This is a genomic window from Segatella intestinalis (assembly GCF_029348455.1).
GTDB lineage: Bacteria > Bacteroidota > Bacteroidia > Bacteroidales > Bacteroidaceae > Prevotella.
On record NZ_JARJVV010000013.1, the window covers coordinates 55,600 to 72,678 of the forward strand.

At 47.4% G+C, this 17,079-nt stretch carries 17 protein-coding genes and 1 pseudogene; 11 read left to right on the forward strand and 7 right to left on the reverse strand.

Annotation, left to right across the window (positions count from 1 at the left end; translation table 11 throughout):
• The first annotated feature begins 23 nt into the window (after positions 1-23).
• From map to P3T48_RS09970, 11 genes are all read left to right on the forward strand, one after another.
• Complete coding sequence (gene map / locus P3T48_RS09920; RefSeq protein WP_158462757.1) at positions 24-887, forward strand: type I methionyl aminopeptidase; 864 nt, start codon at positions 24-26, stop codon at positions 885-887.
• A gap of 6 nt (positions 888-893) precedes the next feature.
• Positions 894-1,919, forward strand: a complete 1,026-nt coding sequence (gene tsaD / locus P3T48_RS09925) for a tRNA (adenosine(37)-N6)-threonylcarbamoyltransferase complex transferase subunit TsaD (RefSeq protein WP_022253096.1) — start codon at positions 894-896, stop codon at positions 1,917-1,919.
• 25 nt (positions 1,920-1,944) lie between these two features.
• Positions 1,945-2,457: a CinA family protein gene (locus P3T48_RS09930; protein ID WP_022253095.1), complete on the forward strand. Its 513-nt coding sequence runs from the start codon at positions 1,945-1,947 to the stop codon at positions 2,455-2,457.
• Between the two features lie 429 nt (positions 2,458-2,886).
• Positions 2,887-3,150, forward strand: a complete 264-nt coding sequence (gene rpmB, locus P3T48_RS09935; RefSeq protein WP_022252361.1) for a 50S ribosomal protein L28 — start codon at positions 2,887-2,889, stop codon at positions 3,148-3,150.
• 5 nt (positions 3,151-3,155) lie between these two features.
• Positions 3,156-3,344: a 50S ribosomal protein L33 gene (rpmG, locus tag P3T48_RS09940; RefSeq protein WP_006849045.1), complete on the forward strand. Its 189-nt coding sequence runs from the start codon at positions 3,156-3,158 to the stop codon at positions 3,342-3,344.
• A 47-nt stretch (positions 3,345-3,391) separates the two neighbouring features.
• Entirely contained in the window at positions 3,392-3,550 is a 159-nt protein-coding gene (locus tag P3T48_RS09945) for a DUF4295 domain-containing protein (protein WP_022252362.1), read from the forward strand.
• A 123-nt stretch (positions 3,551-3,673) separates the two neighbouring features.
• On the forward strand, positions 3,674-4,633 hold the full coding sequence (gene ftsY, locus P3T48_RS09950; protein ID WP_022252363.1) for a signal recognition particle-docking protein FtsY: 960 nt from the start codon (positions 3,674-3,676) through the stop codon (positions 4,631-4,633).
• Entirely contained in the window at positions 4,630-5,925 is a 1,296-nt protein-coding gene (gene rimO, locus P3T48_RS09955; protein WP_217757760.1) for a 30S ribosomal protein S12 methylthiotransferase RimO, read from the forward strand. The genes ftsY and rimO overlap by 4 nt, the downstream gene beginning before the upstream one ends.
• 247 nt (positions 5,926-6,172) lie before the next feature.
• Positions 6,173-6,727, forward strand: a complete 555-nt coding sequence (gene yfcE / locus P3T48_RS09960) for a phosphodiesterase (protein WP_022252366.1) — start codon at positions 6,173-6,175, stop codon at positions 6,725-6,727.
• A 23-nt stretch (positions 6,728-6,750) separates the two neighbouring features.
• A complete protein-coding gene (locus P3T48_RS09965; protein ID WP_276506581.1) occupies positions 6,751-8,400 on the forward strand; it encodes an NAD(P)/FAD-dependent oxidoreductase in 1,650 nt (549 codons plus the stop codon).
• 111 nt (positions 8,401-8,511) lie between these two features.
• The gene (locus P3T48_RS09970) at positions 8,512-9,990 is read left to right on the forward strand and encodes an L-fucose/L-arabinose isomerase family protein (protein WP_276506582.1); all 1,479 of its coding nucleotides are present in this window, start codon (positions 8,512-8,514) and stop codon (positions 9,988-9,990) included.
• 172 nt (positions 9,991-10,162) lie between these two features.
• Here P3T48_RS09970 and P3T48_RS09975 read toward each other — a convergent pair whose 3' ends face one another.
• The 7 genes and pseudogenes from P3T48_RS09975 to P3T48_RS10005 all read right to left on the reverse strand — a co-directional run bounded on the left by P3T48_RS09975 (position 10,163) and on the right by P3T48_RS10005 (position 17,003).
• Positions 10,163-12,505: a bifunctional dihydroorotate dehydrogenase B NAD binding subunit/NADPH-dependent glutamate synthase gene (locus P3T48_RS09975; protein ID WP_276506583.1), complete on the reverse strand. Its 2,343-nt coding sequence runs from the start codon at positions 12,503-12,505 to the stop codon at positions 10,163-10,165.
• A 241-nt stretch (positions 12,506-12,746) separates the two neighbouring features.
• The gene (gene serS, locus P3T48_RS09980; RefSeq protein ID WP_276506584.1) at positions 12,747-14,039 is read right to left on the reverse strand and encodes a serine--tRNA ligase; all 1,293 of its coding nucleotides are present in this window, start codon (positions 14,037-14,039) and stop codon (positions 12,747-12,749) included.
• A 197-nt stretch (positions 14,040-14,236) separates the two neighbouring features.
• The gene (gene rpmA / locus P3T48_RS09985; protein ID WP_006848684.1) at positions 14,237-14,527 is read right to left on the reverse strand and encodes a 50S ribosomal protein L27; all 291 of its coding nucleotides are present in this window, start codon (positions 14,525-14,527) and stop codon (positions 14,237-14,239) included.
• An 18-nt stretch (positions 14,528-14,545) separates the two neighbouring features.
• Positions 14,546-14,863, reverse strand: a complete 318-nt coding sequence (gene rplU / locus P3T48_RS09990; protein WP_022252371.1) for a 50S ribosomal protein L21 — start codon at positions 14,861-14,863, stop codon at positions 14,546-14,548.
• Between the two features lie 226 nt (positions 14,864-15,089).
• Positions 15,090-15,197, reverse strand: a pseudogene (locus P3T48_RS09995) (cell filamentation protein Fic); the annotation flags it as partial.
• 899 nt (positions 15,198-16,096) lie between these two features.
• The gene (locus P3T48_RS10000; protein WP_276506585.1) at positions 16,097-16,234 is read right to left on the reverse strand and encodes a hypothetical protein; all 138 of its coding nucleotides are present in this window, start codon (positions 16,232-16,234) and stop codon (positions 16,097-16,099) included.
• Positions 16,235-16,571: 337 nt separating this feature from the next.
• Complete coding sequence (locus tag P3T48_RS10005; RefSeq protein ID WP_022129820.1) at positions 16,572-17,003, reverse strand: hypothetical protein; 432 nt, start codon at positions 17,001-17,003, stop codon at positions 16,572-16,574.
• Between the last annotated feature and the right edge of the window lie 76 nt (positions 17,004-17,079).

Here is a 17,079-nt window from a genome sequence, read left to right on the forward strand (position 1 = left end):
AAGAAAATAACAAAAACAAGAAAATGGCAATCAAAAAGAAAAGATGGCATTGCCTGCCAGGTCAGCCACTTACCGATCTCGACAAGCAAGTCATGTATTGGGAGAGTAAGGGAAAGTTAGTTCCTACACGCGAGTTGATCAAGACTCCAGAACAGATAGAAGGCATCCGCAAGAGCGGAGTAGTGAATACGGGTTGTCTCGACGCTGTGGCAGAGGCTATTCGTCCGGGTATGAACACCCAGGAGATAGATGATATCTGTATGCAGTACTGCAAGGACCACGATGCCATTCCTGCCTGCCTCAACTATGAGGGCTACCCTAAGAGTGTGTGCACCAGCATCAACGAGGTGGTGTGCCATGGCATTCCAAAGGAGGAAGATGTTCTCCAGGAGGGTGATATCGTGAATGTGGATATGACTACCATCGTTGACGGATATTATGCCGATGCCAGCCGTATGTTTATCGTTGGTGGAAAGACAACTCCCGAGAAAGAACAGTTGGTACGCGTGGCAAAGGAATGTCTCGAGATAGGTATGGAGGTGGCTAAGCCTTACAGTTTTGTGGGCGACATCGGTCATGCCATCGAGAATCATTGCAAGAAATATGGATATGGTGTAGTGCGCGATCTCTGCGGACATGGTGTGGGACTTCAGTTCCACGAGGAGCCCGAGGTGTTGCACTATGGACACAAGGGCACAGGCATGCTTCTGGTACCTGGTATGGTGTTCACCATTGAGCCTATGATCAACATGGGTACATGGAAGGTGTTTATTGATGCTGACGACCCATACGGATGGGAAGTTATCACTGGCGACGAGAAGCCATCGGCTCAGTGGGAGCATACACTCGTCATGACCGAGACAGGTGTGGAGATTCTTACACATTAAAGAACTATGAAGGATATATATATATTAGGTATAGAGAGCAGTTGCGACGATACCTCAGCCGCTGTGCTCAAGAATGGAGTGCTGTTGAGCAATGTCACAGCCTCACAGGAGGTGCACAAAGCCTATGGTGGCGTAGTGCCCGAGTTGGCTTCGCGTGCACATCAGCAGAACGTGGTGCCTGTTGTTGATCAGGCCATAGCGCGTGCAGGTATAAAGAAGGAAGACCTCAGTGCCGTGGCTTTCACACGTGGACCAGGTCTGATGGGTTCGTTGCTTGTTGGTGTGAGCTTTGCCAAGGGTTTTGCTCGCTCGCTTAATATCCCTCTCATTGATGTCAACCATCTGCAGGGACATGTCATGGCACACTTCATCAAGGAGTCGGACGACGACCAGAGTGCGCCTCCATTCCCCTTCATCTGTCTCTTGGTGAGTGGAGGAAACTCGCAGATAGTAAAGGTGAATGCCTATAATGATATGCAGGTGTTGGGACAGACCATCGACGACGCGGCAGGCGAGGCGATAGACAAGTGTGCTAAGGTGTTGGAGTGGGGCTATCCCGGCGGACCTGTAGTCGACAAGTATGCGCGACAGGGAAATCCTAAGGCCTTCACCTTTGCCGAGCCTCATATACAGGGTATGGACTACAGTTTCTCTGGTTTCAAGACCAGTTTCCTCTATAGCTTGCGCAAATGGGTGGCAGAGGATCCCGACTTCGTCGAGAAGAACAAGTACGACCTGGCAGCCAGCATCGAGTACACCATCGTGGATATCCTGATGAAGAAGTTGCGTATGGCAGTAAAACAGACAGGCATCAAATACGTGGCTGTGGCGGGAGGAGTTTCTGCCAACAACGGCTTGCGCAATGCCTTCCGTGATCATGCTCAGCGTTTCGGCTGGACGATTTATATTCCTAAGTTCAGCTATACCACGGACAATGCAGCCATGATAGCCTGCGTAGGTACATTCAAGTATCGTGACGGCGATTTTGCCAGCATCGACCTGCCTGCATACTCTAAGGTGACATTCAAATAGCAGCAAACACTTAACACTGATATAAATGGAATTTGAAAGCAAAATTTTGAGCAAGAATATTTCTGAATTGCTCTATAATAGTGAGAAAACATTGGGTACGGCAGAGAGTTGCACTGGCGGTAGAATCGCTGAGGCAATCATCTCTGTGCCAGGTGCTTCCAACTACTTCAAGGGTGGTATCGTATCTTATACCAACGAAGTGAAAGAGAATATCCTGAAGGTAAGTCACGAGGTGCTGGAAGAGCAGACTGCCGTATGCGAGGAGGTGGCACGCGAAATGGTGCTTGGCGCCATTGATGCACTGAAGGTAGACTTCGCCATTTCGGCTACCGGTGTGGCAGGTCCTACAGGCGGTACAGCCGAGATACCTGTTGGTACCATCTGGATTGGTTATGGCAGCAAGGACGATGTGCGTACCCTCAAGCTTACCGAGGATTACGGTCGCGACATCAATCTCGCTATTGCCACCAATTCTGCCCTCAAGTCTATGTACAGCTTCCTCAAGGAGTGCGAAGAAGACTTAAAGAAAGAAGGCTAACTCAAGTTTCGCAAGTTTAACCCCACACGCCCTGTTTCGCAAGTTTAACCCCGCACGCCCTGTTTCGCAAGCTTTACCCCACACGCCCTGAAAGGGCAGAAGTTCTTAGCCCAGGGCAACGCCCTGGGTTATTACGGACGCAAACCTGTCGCCCTGTAAGGGCAAAAGCTTTAAAACTCCAAACAAAACTTAAGGCTTTTTCCCTTACAGGGCTTTAGTAATCTTGCCACTGTTATGCTTGATTCGACATAACCCCGTGTCAGTCAATAAAATCGACGTGAAACCACTCTTATAGAGTCCAAAAGTATAAAAAATCCTTAAAAGATTGTTTTCTTTTAGGGATTCTTTTGTAAATACCAAAAATATTTGTAATTTTGCACCCTGTTTGGAATAGGTATCAATTAACGAATTAGAAAATTAAAGATAGAAATGTCTAAGATTTGTCAAATTACAGGTAAGAAGGCACAGTTAGGTTGTAATGTGTCTCACTCAAAGCATCGTACAAAGAGAAGCTTTGACGTTAACCTTTTCAGCAAGAAATTCTACTATGTAGAAGAGGGTTGCTGGATTAGCCTTAAGATCAGTGCTGCTGGTCTTCGTCTCATTAACAAGGTTGGTCTTGATGCAGCTTTGAAGCAGGCTGTGTCTAAGGGCTTCGTAGATTGGAAGGACATTAAAGTTATAGGAGAATAAATATCATGGCAAAGAAAGCAAAAGGTAATAGAGTACAGGTTATCCTCGAGTGCACTGAACATAAGAACAGTGGTATGCCAGGTACAAGCCGTTACGTGACTACAAAGAATCGTAAGAATACTCCTGAGCGTCTCGAACTGATGAAATATAATCCAATCTTGAAGAAGATGACTCTTCACAAGGAGATTAAGTAAGCACGCTTACAACAGTTTATAACAATATTTTAAAGTTTAGATAGACTATGGCAAAGAAAGCGGTCGCTACCCTCCACGAAGGTAACATGGATGGTCGCGCATATACAAAGGTTATCAAGATGGTTAAGAGCCCAAAGACAGGTGCATATTGCTTCGATGAGAAGATGGTACCTAACGAGGCTGTTAAGGATTTCTTCAAAGCCTAATCATTTTTAGGATTTTAAGTAATCAATATACTTTAAGTAAGGCTGCATTTCGTAAGATTTGCAGCCTTATTCTTTGTATATACAATTATTTTTCCTATCTTTGCACTCAAATATAATGTAAATATGGGATTATTCGGATTTTTTAGCAGCAAGAATAAGGAAACACTCGACAAGGGACTCGAGAAGACCAAGGAGAGTGTGTTTGGTAAGTTGGCTCGCATTGTAGCGGGCAAGTCTACTGTCGATGATGATGTCCTCGATGATTTGGAGGAGATTCTCATTACATCCGACGTGGGTGTTGACACCACAGTGAAGATCATCCACCGCATTGAGGAGCGTGTGGCTACCGACAAGTATGTGTCTACCTCTGAGCTCGACAGAATCCTGCGCGAGGAGATAGCCAAGTTGTTGGAGGAGAATCATACGGGTGACAATGCCGACTGGAGTCTTCCTGCCGACCACAAGCCTTACGTCATCCTGGTGGTAGGTGTCAATGGTGTGGGCAAGACCACCACTATCGGCAAGTTGGCTTACCAGTTCAAGAAGGCTGGCAAGAAAGTTTATTTAGGCGCTGCCGATACCTTCCGTGCTGCTGCGGTGGAGCAGATCTCTATCTGGGGCGAGCGTGTGGGTGTGCCTGTTGTCAAGCAGCAGATGGGTTCCGACCCTGCTTCTGTGGCTTTCGACACCTTGCAGAGTGCCAAGGCCAATGGAGCTGATGTCGTTATCATCGATACGGCAGGACGTCTTCACAACAAGGTGGGCTTGATGAATGAGCTCAAGAAGATCAAGGATGTGATGAAGAAGGTCCTTCCCGAGGCTCCTGATGAGGTATTGCTTGTTCTCGATGGCAGTACGGGTCAGAATGCTTTCGAGCAGGCCAAGCAGTTCTCTGCTGTTACCAACATTACCTCGCTTGCCATTACCAAACTGGATGGTACAGCCAAGGGTGGTGTGGTGATAGGTATTTCCGACCAGCTCAAGGTGCCTGTGAAGTACATTGGTCTGGGTGAGGGAATGGAAGACCTACAGTTGTTCAACAAGGTAGAGTTTGTAGACTCTTTGTTTAAGAAAGGAAAGTGAAAAAGAATACGATAGACATCATCACCATGGGCTGTTCCAAGAATTTGGTGGACAGCGAATTGCTGATGAAACAATTTGAAGCCAACGGCTATCATTGCGTGCACGACTCTAAGCGTCCGCAGGGCGAGATAGCTGTCATCAACACTTGTGGTTTTATTGAGGATGCCAAGCAGGAGAGCATCGATACCATCCTTGAGTTTGTACAGCGCAAGCAGGAGGGACGGTTGAAGAAGCTCTATGTGATGGGCTGTCTTTCGCAGCGTTATCAGAAAGAGCTGGAGAAAGAGATTCCTGAGGTCGATAAGTTTTACGGCAAGTTCAACTACAAGCAGTTGTTGGGCGAGTTGGGCAAGGCTGATGTTCCTTCCTGTGACGGTCATCGCCATCTCACCACTCCCCGTCATTATGCTTATGTCAAGATAGCCGAGGGCTGCGACCGTCATTGTGCCTATTGTGCCATCCCTATCATCACCGGCAAACATGTAAGCCGTCCTAAGGCGGAGATCCTTCAGGAGGTTCGTGATATGGTGGCAGAGGGCGTCAAGGAGTTCCAGATCATAGCCCAGGAGCTGACTTATTATGGTATCGACCTCGACGGAAAGCATCACATCACCGACCTGATCAGTGATATGGCTGATATTCCTGGAGTGAAGTGGATTCGTCTGCATTATGCTTATCCCAACCAGTTCCCCATGGACTTGCTCGATGTGATGCGCGAGAAGGAGAATGTATGCAGTTATCTTGACATCGCCCTTCAGCATATCAGCGACCATATGCTTACCCGTATGCGCCGCCATGTCAGCAAGCAGGAGACGATCGAGCTTATCAAGCAGTTGCGGGAGCGTGTGCCGGGCATACATATCCGCACCACACTGATGGTGGGCTTCCCTGGCGAGACCGATGAAGATTTTGCCGAACTGATGGAGTTTGTACGTTGGGCGCGCTTCGAGCGTATGGGTGCCTTCGCCTATTCTGAGGAAGAGGGAACCTACAGCGCCAATCATTATGAGGACGATGTACCTCAGGAGGTGAAGCAGAAACGGCTCGACCAGCTCATGGCTCTCCAGCAGGACATCAGTGCTGAGATCGAGGCAGAGAAGGTAGGACAGGAGATGAAGGTCATCGTCGACAGGAAGGAAGGCGATTACTATATTGCCCGTTCCGAGTTCTGCTCGCCCGAGGTAGACCCCGAGGTGCTGATCAAAGCCGACAAGCGTCTGCGTGTGGGACAGTTCTATCAGGTGCGTATCACCTCCAGCGACGAGTTCGACCTCTATGCCGAACTGGTATAGTATAGTTGCATTCTGATGTTTTATATAGTAGTCCATAGCTCAAGGTTTTTCCCTTAGGCTATGGACTTTTGCTTTTTATCCTTCCTTGTCAGTTCATTCTTCCTCAGTCTCTTTCATCCTCGTAGCCTTTCATCCTTACAGTCTTTCCCTGAAAAAAAGACTACGATGCGATAAAAAAATAAGGGGGAAAGAAAAAGAATTGGAAAAATATCATTAACTTTGCAATCAAAATAAAAAATAGACTACGATGAAATACCTATTATTTTCTGATATTCATGGCTGTTTGCCAGCCTTGCAGCGTGCTCTCGACTTTTTCGAGGCGCAGAAGTGTGACATGATGTGCATCTTGGGCGACATCATCAACTACGGCCCCCGCAACCGCATACCTGAGGGCATAGACCCCAAGGGCATTGTGGAGCGACTCAACAATCTGGCAGACAAGATCATTGCAGTGCGAGGCAACTGTGATGCAGAGGTAGACCAGATGTTGCTCGATTTCCCCATCATGGAGACTTATGCCCTTTTGGTGGATGGCGGAAAGCGCTATCTGCTCACCCATGGTCATATATATAATAAGGAGAACATGCCCAAGGGTCCTTATGATGCCATCATCTATGGTCACAGCCATCTCTGGGAGCTCTCGCGCAATGCCGAGGGTAAGGCCATCTGCAATACGGGCAGCATCACCTTCCCCAAGGGAGGCAATCCCCCTACACTTGCCACTCTCGAGGATGGCAAGTTTACTATGTACAACCTCGATACCCTTGAGGTCATAGGCTCTTTTGACATGTTGGAGGCATAGAAAGTTCAATCAATAATACAATAATGATAGAGGAATATCAAATCCGGATTCTGCCAGAACAGGCAGCCAGTGAGGAAGGTATCAAGCGTTACCTATCCAAGGAGAAAGGAATAGACGTGCGGACATTGAACCAGGTGAGGGTGCTCAAGCGAAGCATCGACGCCAGGCAGCGTACCATCTACGTGAATTTGAAGGTGCGTGCCTATATCAATGAGTTTGCACAGGACGACCAATACATACATACCGAATATCCTGATGTGAGCTCACGCCCTTGTGTGGTAGTGGTGGGCGAGGGACCTGGCGGCCTTTTTGCTTCCCTGCGACTTATCGAGTTGGGTTATCGTCCTGTGGTGCTCGAACGAGGCAAGGACGTACGCGAGCGCAAGAAGGACCTCTCCAATATTACCAAGACCCAGAAGGTGGATGCCGAAAGCAACTATTGTTTTGGTGAGGGTGGAGCAGGTGCCTACAGCGATGGAAAGCTGTATACCCGCAGCAAGAAACGCGGCAGTGTGGACAAGATACTGAATGTCTTCTGCCAGCATGGAGCCAATACCAACATTCTGGCTGATGCCCATCCCCATATAGGAACCGACAAACTGCCGCGTGTAATAGAAAACATGCGCAACACCATCCTTCAGTGTGGGGGCGAGGTGCATTTCCAAACCAAGATGACCTCCTTCATCATTGATGGCGACAAGGTGATAGGTGTCGAGGCTGTCAACCTGCAGACGGGGGCCGAGGAAACCTATCGGGGGCCAGTCATCTTGGCTACAGGTCACAGTGCGCGTGATGTGTATCGCTATCTCGCAGCCTCCAGGATTGAGATCGAGGCCAAAGGCATCGCTGTGGGGGTGCGTCTGGAGCATCCCGCTCATCTCATCGACCAGATACAGTATCATAACAAGAATGGACGAGGCAAGTATCTTCCTGCCGCAGAATACAGTTTCGTAACTCAGGTAGACGGACGTGGCGTGTACAGTTTCTGTATGTGTCCCGGTGGATTTGTCATCCCTGCCGCTACCGGACCTCAGCAGCTTGTGGTCAACGGTATGAGTCCAAGCAACCGAGGTACGGCATGGAGCAATTCGGGCATGGTGGTAGAGACCCATCCTGAGGATGTGGCATCTTTTGTCCAGGAACACCAGGCTATATTACAGTCGGATGCCTCTCTCTCATCCTCGTCAGAAGAGGAAGTCCTGAGTCCCGATTCACCTCTCACGATGATGCATTTCCAGCAAATCGTGGAGAAGCAGTGCTGGCAGCAGGGCAATATGAAGCAGACGGCACCAGCCCAGCGCATGGCCGACTTTGTGAACAACCGTTTGAGCTACGACCTTCCCAAGAGCAGTTATGCCCCTGGCCTTATCAGCAGTCCGCTCCATTTCTGGATGCCCTCTTTTGTGAGCAAGCGTCTGCAGGAAGGTTTCAAGACCTTCGGCAAGAATGCGCATGGCTTCCTCACCAACGAGGCCACGCTCATCGCCATGGAGACCCGTACCTCTTCGCCCGTCCGTATTCTTCGCGACCGCGACACCTTGCAGCACGTACGTCTGCAGGGACTCTTCCCCTGTGGTGAAGGCGCAGGATATGCAGGAGGCATCGTGTCGGCAGGAGTCGACGGAGAACGCTGTGCCGAAATGTGCGCTGAGTATTTGAAGAAACTTGAATAAATAATCTTAAAACATTTGCATGGTACAAAAAAATATTGTATTTTTGTGAACACTAATTGAATGTACTAAACAAACAAATCTAATTTATAAATATACAAAAACAATACTATTATGGTAAGTTCTAACATTCCACAGGTTAAGCTGGGTATTATCGCCGTAAGCCGTGACTGTTTCCCTATCGCGCTTTCTACTCAGCGCCGTGAAAACATCGTAAAAGAATACAAAGGAGAAATCTTCAACTGCCAGACTACAGTTGAGAATGAGAAAGATATGCTCAAGGCTATTGCTGAGGTAAAGGAGCAGGGCTGCAACGCCTTGGTGGTCTTCCTTGGCAACTTCGGTCCTGAGACACCAGAGACACTCATTGCCAAGAACTTTGATGGTCCTTGCATGTTTGTTGCTGCTGCCGAAGGTGATGGCGACATGATCAATGGTCGTGGTGATGCTTACTGCGGTATGCTCAACTGCTCTTACAACCTGGGTATGCGTCATCTCAAGGGTTATATCCCAGAGTATCCAGTAGGTACAGCAGCCGAAGTGGCTAAGATGATTGCCGACTTCGTTCCTGTAGCTCGTGTCATCCTCGGTCTGAAGGGCTTGAAGATCATCACCTTCGGTCCACGTCCTCAGGACTTCTTCGCTTGCAACGCTCCTATCAAGGGCTTGTACGAACTGGGTGTAGAGATAGAGGAGAACTCAGAGCTTGACTTGCTCGTATCTTACAAAGAGCACGAGAACGATCCACGTATCGACGACGTTTGCAAGGATATGGCAGCCGAGATGGGCGAGGGTAAGTACTATCCTGACCTGAGCCGTCGTATGGCACAGTTTGAGCTCACATTGCTCGACTGGGCTGAGAATCACAAGGGCTCTCGCCAGTATGTAGCTTTTGCCGACAAGTGCTGGCCTGCATTCCCAAGCCAGTTTGGTTTCGAGCCATGCTATGTCAACAGCCGTCTGGCAAGCCGTGGCATCCCTGTAGCCTGCGAGGTGGACATCTATGGTGCTCTTTCTGAGTACATCGGCATGTGTGCTTCTGATGATACTGTGACATTGCTCGACATCAACAATTCTGTTCCTCAGTATATCTACGATGAGGATATTGTTGGCAAGTACGACTATAAGTTGACAGATACCTTCATGGGCTTCCACTGTGGCAACACACCTCAGTGCAAGATGTGCTCTACACGTGCCATCAAGTATCAGCTCATCCAGAACCGTCTGTTGGAGAATGGTGGCAAGCCAGACTTCACACGTGGTACTTTGGAGGGTGACATTGCTGCCAGCGACATCACATTCTATCGTCTGCAGTGCGACTCAGAGGGCAACTTGCGTTCTTACATCGCTGAGGGCGAGGTGCTCGATGTTCCTACACGTTCTTTCGGTGGTATCGGTATCTTCGCTATTCCAGAGATGGGTCGCTTCTATCGTCACGTATTGATCCAGAAGGGTTATCCTCATCATGGTGCCGTAGCCTTCTCTCATGTAGGCAAGACACTCTTCGAGGCCTTCAAGTTCTTGGGCATTAAGGACATCGCTTACAACCAGCCTGCAAGCTTGCCTTACCCAACAGAGAATCCTTGGAAATAATTTAGGTTTCAACTTTCGCAAATGGGGAAGTTGAAAAAGTTAAAGGGCGATTGCTCATTATCCGTAAAGGAAATGGCAATCGCCCTTTTTTATTCTTTTATCAGTTGTTGTACTTTCGTTTCAGCTGTCGTACTTTTGTTTCAGCTGTCGTATTTTCTTCCTGCTGTTATGCTTATGGCTTCAGCTGCTGTGCCATGTTGAGAGCAGCCTTGCGGCCATCACCCATGGCGAGGATAACAGTAGCACCACCGCGCACAATGTCACCGCCGGCATAGATGGCAGGCTGTGAGCTCTGCATCTGTTCGTTGACGGCAATGGTATTTTTGCGGCCTAACTCCAGACCTTCGATGCTCTGTGGCACGAGAGGGTTAGGACTCACACCCACTGCCACAATCACCTGGTCGCACTCCAGCTTGATGGTCTCGCCTGTAGCCTCAGGACGGCGACGTCCACTGGCGTCAGGTTCGCCAAGCTGCATCACGTCGAGGATGACAGACTTCACGGCTCCCTTCTCGTCGGCCTCATACTCCTTTGGATTATGCAGTGTGAGGAAGGTGATACCCTCTTCCTTGGCATGCTTCACCTCTTCCAGACGTGCCGGCATCTCTGCCTCCGAACGACGGTAAACCAATGTTACGTTGGCACCTAAGCGCTTGGCTGTGCGGCAGCTGTCCATGGCAGTGTTGCCTCCGCCTACCACAACTACATTCTTGCCTAAGTTGATAGGGGTATCTGTATGAGGATTGGCAGCGTCCATCAGGTTGACACGGGTGAGATACTCGTTGGACGACATGATGTTGAGCGCATTCTCGCCAGGAATGTTCATAAAGTTGGGCAGACCGGCTCCCGAAGCAACGAAGATGCCCTTGAAGCCCTGCTTCTCCAGTTCTTTCACACCGATGGTCTTGCCCACGATACAGTCGGCAACAAACTTCACACCCATCTTCTGCAGGTTCTCTATCTCTACATCCACGATGGCGTTGGGCAGACGGAACTCAGGAATACCATATTTCAGCACACCGCCAATCTCGTGCAGTGCCTCGAACACAGTGACGTCGAATCCCTTCTTAGCCATGTCTCCAGCAAAGCTCAGACCCGCAGGACCCGAGCCCACTACAGCCACCTTGATGTCGTTGGCAGGATCCTTCTCTGGGATGGATATGTTTCCGCTTTGGCGCTCGTAGTCGGCAGCAAAGCGCTCCAGATAACCGATGGCTACGGCTGGCTTGTTCATCTTCAGGTGCACGCAACGGCTCTCGCACTGTTTCTCCTGTGGACATACACGTCCGCAGACAGCAGGCAGGGCAGAGGTGTTCTTCAGTACCTTGGCGGCAGCCAGGAACTGACCGCGCTCTATGTTCTTGACAAACGAAGGAATGTTGATGTTTACAGGGCATCCCCCCATACAGGAAGGTTTAGGACAGTCCAGGCAGCGCTTGGCCTCGGTGAGAGCCATCTCCTTGGTAAGACCGATGTTCACCTCCTCAGTACGGGTAGTGGCACGGTATACGGGGTCGAGCTCAGGCATCTTCACACGCTCTATGGCTGTACGCTCCTTGGGTTTCATGGAGGCACGCAGTGCCTTGCGCCATTCAGCGTCACGGTTGGTCAGCTCTGCCACGCTCTCGTTGGTAGGCTCCACATCCATTGTTACGTCTGTGCTCTCTTTCTTCTTGGCTGCTTCCACAGTGGCGAGATGTTCCTCGAAGTGTTCCATCTCCTCGCGCTCCACATCCTTGAAGGTTCCCATGCGTTTGAACATCTCGTCCCAGTCTACCAGGGCACCGTCAAACTCAGGACCATCGATGCACACAAACTTGGTCTTGCCACCGATGGTGAGTCGGCAGGCACCGCACATACCAGTTCCGTCCACCATGATGGTGTTGAGCGATACATCTGTAGGCAGGTTGTACTTCTGTGTCAGCAGACAGCAGAATTTCATCATGATAGGAGGACCGATGGCGAAAGCCTTGTCGATGTGTTCCTGCTGGATGAGTTTCTCCATTCCTACAGTTACCACACCCTTCTCGCCATAGCTGCCGTCGTCGGTCATGATGATCAGCTCGTCGCTTGATGCGCGTACCTCATCTTCCATGATGACAAGGTCCTTGCTTCGTCCGGCTATCACCGAGAGAACTCGGTTGCCGGCAGCTTTCAGGGCTTTGATGATAGGCAACATAGGAGCCACGCCCACACCGCCTCCGGCGCAGAGCACTGTTCCGAAGTTCTCTATGTGGGTAGGGTTGCCCAAGGGGCCTACCACGTCGTGGATCTCATCTCCCTCGTTCAGGTTGCAGAGCTTGGTGGAGGAGAGTCCCACTTTCTGTACTACCAGTGTGATGGTGCCTTTCTCTGTGTCGGCATCAGCAATGGTCAGTGGCATTCGCTCACTGTTGGCATCTACTCGGATGATGACAAAGTTGCCAGCCTTACGGCTTTTGGCGATCAGAGGCGCCTCTACGTCGAAACGATAAACCTTCTCGGAATATTGTATTTTTCTGATAATCTTGTTCATTCTGTTTCTTTGGGTTTTTTAGTTGGTTTGGGTTATTATTTATGTTTTTGTATTCGACTGTTGAGCTTTATCAAGTTCTATCTTCCCTTTACTTCTCCAATAATTTTCGAAAGGGACAACTCATTTTAAAAGCAAAAGGATAACGTTGGCAGCATTTCTGCAACCAATGTTATCCTCGTACTTCATATTGTTGGCCAGCAGCGTTGCCGGTCAGAGAGTCTGTGAAATATGACGAAACTTTTTATTCAAAGTTCTTGTCGTCGAGCATCTCGAATCCGCAGTATGGTACCAATACCTTTGGTACGCGGATGCCCTCAGGAGTCTGGTTATTCTCCAGGATAGAGGCTACGATGCGTGGCAGAGCCAGAGCCGAACCGTTCAGGGTGTGGCAGAGCTCTATCTTCTTGTCGTCAGCATGGCGGTAACGGCAGTGCAGACGGTTGGCCTGATAGCTCTCGAAGTTGGAAACTGAAGAAACCTCCAACCATCGCTGCTGGGCGGCACTCCATGTCTCGAAGTCGTAGCAGATAGAAGAGGTGAAGCTCATATCGCCACCGCAGAGACGGAGGATGTGATAAGGCAACTCCAGCTTCTTGAGCAAGCCCTCTACGTGGTCGAGCATTTCCTTCAAAGACTCGTAAGAGTGACCAGGCTTGTCGATGCGTACAATCTCTACCTTGTCAAACTGATGCAGACGGTTCAGACCACGAACATCCTTACCGTAGCTGCCAGCCTCGCGGCGGAAACAAGCAGAGTAAGCGCAACGCTTGATAGGCAGATCCTTCTCGTCGAGGATCACATCGCGGAAGATGTTGGTGACAGGAACCTCAGCAGTAGGGATGAGGAACAGGTTGTCGAGGTTGGCATGATACATCTGACCTTCCTTGTCAGGCAGCTGACCTGTACCCAGACCCGAAGCCTCGTTGACAACGTAAGGAGGCTGTATCTCCAAGTATCCGCTCTTGCGTGCCTCGTCGAGGAAGAATGCCTCCAAAGCGCGCTGGAAGCGGGCCATCTTGCCGATATATACAGGGAAGCCTGCACCGGTAATCTTCACACCCAGGTCGAAGTCTACCAGGTTGTACTTCTTCAGCAAGTCCCAGTGGCAGAGTGCGTCAGGACCCAGATTAGGTTTCTCGCCGCCTTCCTTTACCACTACGTTGTCTGCTGCATCCTTACCCTCAGGTACCTCGTCGCAAGGTATGTTAGGGATTTCGAGCAGTACATTGGTCATATCTTGCTGAGCCTTCTCCATGATTTCCTCCAAGGCCTTGCCGTCTGCTTTCAGATTGGCAACCTGTGCCTTGGCGGCTTCGGCTTCCTCTTTCTTTCCTTCCTTCATCAGAGCACCAATCTGCTTGGCAAACTGGTTGGCCTGCTGCTTGTTGGTGTCCAGCTTCTGCTGGGCTTCACGACGGATCTTGTCGTACTCCAAAACTTTCTCTACGGCCTCGCGCGCATTAGGAAAATGCTTTTTCTCAAGACCTTTAATTACACGTTCAGTCTCTTCGCTGATAAGTTTAAGTGTAAGCATAAGATAACTATTTATAAATTGATTTACTATTTGAAGGCAAAATTACAAAAAATATTTCTTATAGCACAATAAAAGGCGAGAAAAAGTGAATGTTTGGGTGGAATTAAACGTGTTTTTCGTTAAAAAAGCAGAAAGCCTGCTCTCGATAAGAGAACAGGCTTCATATGTTTGTTTGGAATAGTTTGTTTACTTTTTAATTAAGCGTCAGCTTTTTTAGTCTTCTCAGCGTAAACCTCTGGAGAGAGAACAGATACTGTGCTCTTGTCCTTGCGGCCCTTGTGGAAGTAAACGATACCGTCTGCCAAAGCATACAGTGTGTCGTCCTTACCCTGAGCTACGTTCTCACCTGGGAAGTGCTTGTTGCCACGCTGGCGAACGATGATGTTACCTGCGATGATTGACTGACCACCCCAGATCTTAACGCCTAATCTTTGTGAAGCTGATTCACGGCCGTTCTTAGAACTACCAACACCTTTTTTATGTGCCATTTCTAATTCCTCCTAATTTTAAGCGATTACAGATTTGATTGTTACCTCAGTGAACTGTGCACGGTGACCGTTCTTCTTGCGATAGTCCTTGCGGCGCTTCATCTTGAAGACGATGACCTTGTCACCCTTTACGAGTGGGTTCACTACTTCTACTACTACTTTCGCACCCTCTACTGTAGGTGCACCGACTGTCACTGCGCCGTCTTTGTCAACGAGCAGCACCTTGTCGAATTCAACAGTCTTGCCAGCTTCTACATCCTTGATGTGATGTACGAAGAGCTTCTTGCCCTCCTCTGCCTTGAACTGCTGACCGTTAATTTCTACGATTGCGTACATTTTTTATTTTATAAACGGGTTTTTCCGCGAGGCGTCTGGCTTCGTGCCAGCTCTTTTTCGAGCCCCAACGAACTAAACTTTTCTGTAATTATTGCCCTTTTCTGGGCTTTCGGGGTGCAAAATTACATAATATTTATCGAATAACAAATCTATCTGTGCCGAAATGCCTCACTTTTAAAAAGATTTAACGTATAGGAGAGGAATTTCCTTGTTAAATCATTCTATGCATGTTGCTTTTTTCGATTGTATATATTGTCGCATCATCCCAAGTGGTCAGTCCCATATGCTCTTTCTCTGCATTGGCTCTTTCTACTATAAGTTCTGCTGCAATGTGGGTTAATTTGCTATGTTGCAAGGTATATAGACATTCAAGAAGAGTGAAATGTATAAACAACGACTTTTCTTATATTGCCTAAAATAAGATGTCTTTTTCTTATCATTTTATTTTCTGTATTTCGGATAAAAATAAAATGATAAGAAAAATGCATCTTCTTGATAATCAGTTTGATATAAATCTATTAACAAAAATTTATTTTTCGGTTATTTTTTTATTAGCCATTAAATTAAATAGTATCTACAATCTACGCGAGCGCCTTTCTTTGCTATTTCGGTTCCGACCATAGAGTAAACAAGCTTGCGAATTTCTTTGATTTCAACATCAGGTATTCTACTTGCTATTTCAGGTTTCAGAGGTATATCTCTGAAAGTGAAACTTAAAGGATAGTTTTAGGAAGTGAAGGTTTTCTAAAAAGCATTTGCGTAAGTCTTCTTCTTTGTCAGCACAAGTCATGAGTAACTCCAGCATCATATAGTTGGTTAATAGCTCTACCCTCTTCATTGCTTCCATGCCATAGTTAGGCGAACCATCCATAAAACTTGCACAACTATATTTTCCTCCTGGATATATGCCCTATTTTCAAAGAAAATATTATCTTTGTAGCTGTTTAAAGATTAGCAAGTATACCTTCTGGATGCCATGTTTTACATATTCTATCAGATGCCCCAACAAATTGCGATAATCTGGAGTGAAAGTGCTACGGAGCGTAGCACTTTCTTATCATGTCCAATTACTGCGACAGCTTGTCGCAGTATTTCTGCATAATCGCCACCTCCTATTGAGAGCTTGTTGTCTTTATTGTCTGTTGCCATTTTATCAGTCTATATTATCTTCCCAGAGAAGGTCCGTTACTTCTACTTCAAGCGGTGCAGAAAGCTCTGTTAAGGCTTTTTCTTTCATTTTGCAAAGATAATCATTTTTTCTGAGAATCTATCCTTTTTCTGCTGTTTTTTCTCTTTTTTCGCTCCCATGTTTGTCGCATTCGCTTCCATGTTTGTCGCATTCGCCCCCACGTTTGTCGCATTCGCTTCCATGATTCTGTTGTCATATTCCTATTTCGAATGTTTGCCGCCAGCTTCTTTCTGATTCCACCTCGCAGTGGACACCCTTGCTATTGGCTATACAATTCCCGCTATTAGGGCTTGTTAGGGACTTGCACCCGTTAGATGATGCTCATGCCGAGCGTACAAATAAGGAAGCCTTGTCGGGGCTTCCTTATATGGAGAGTGCTGTATGTGTCTGTATGACTGGTTGTTGACGAATTATTCTTTGTTGTCCAACAGCTCGCTGATTCCTTTGTAGAAAGATGATTTTTGGAAACAGCGTTTCACTCATTAAAAGTTTCTCTATATATGGTAGTTCTACAATTATTTAATCACATTTGACATAATAGATTGCACCATCATGCCTAATCATAATAAATATTGTCATATTCCTGGGAAATACTATTATATTATCGGCGGAAGGAAACCATATATCACTAAAATAATTATATAAATCTATTGTACGGAATACATCTATTGTTTTAAACTCATCCCAATTAATACAGATAACATCACAACATAAATTCAAATCTGCAAATAATTCTAATAATGAAAAGTGGTCATCAAGTGCATTATACTTTTCAATAAAAGAACCATTTGATTGAAAATTATCAAAAACAGACTCATGTAAATCATATACTTTAATATTCTTTCGAAAATGTTGGTAGCATATATTACAGTCTGTTTGATTCAATTTTTGAAACGAGGGAAATAACTCCCCCGTTTCTTTTTCAAATAAATCAATTTTAAAGTTTTCCATATTTTATTTCTTTATAGGCTCAGCACCACTAATACCACCTGCATTTCGTTTGCCTTTTGTGAAATCCCAATAGTTT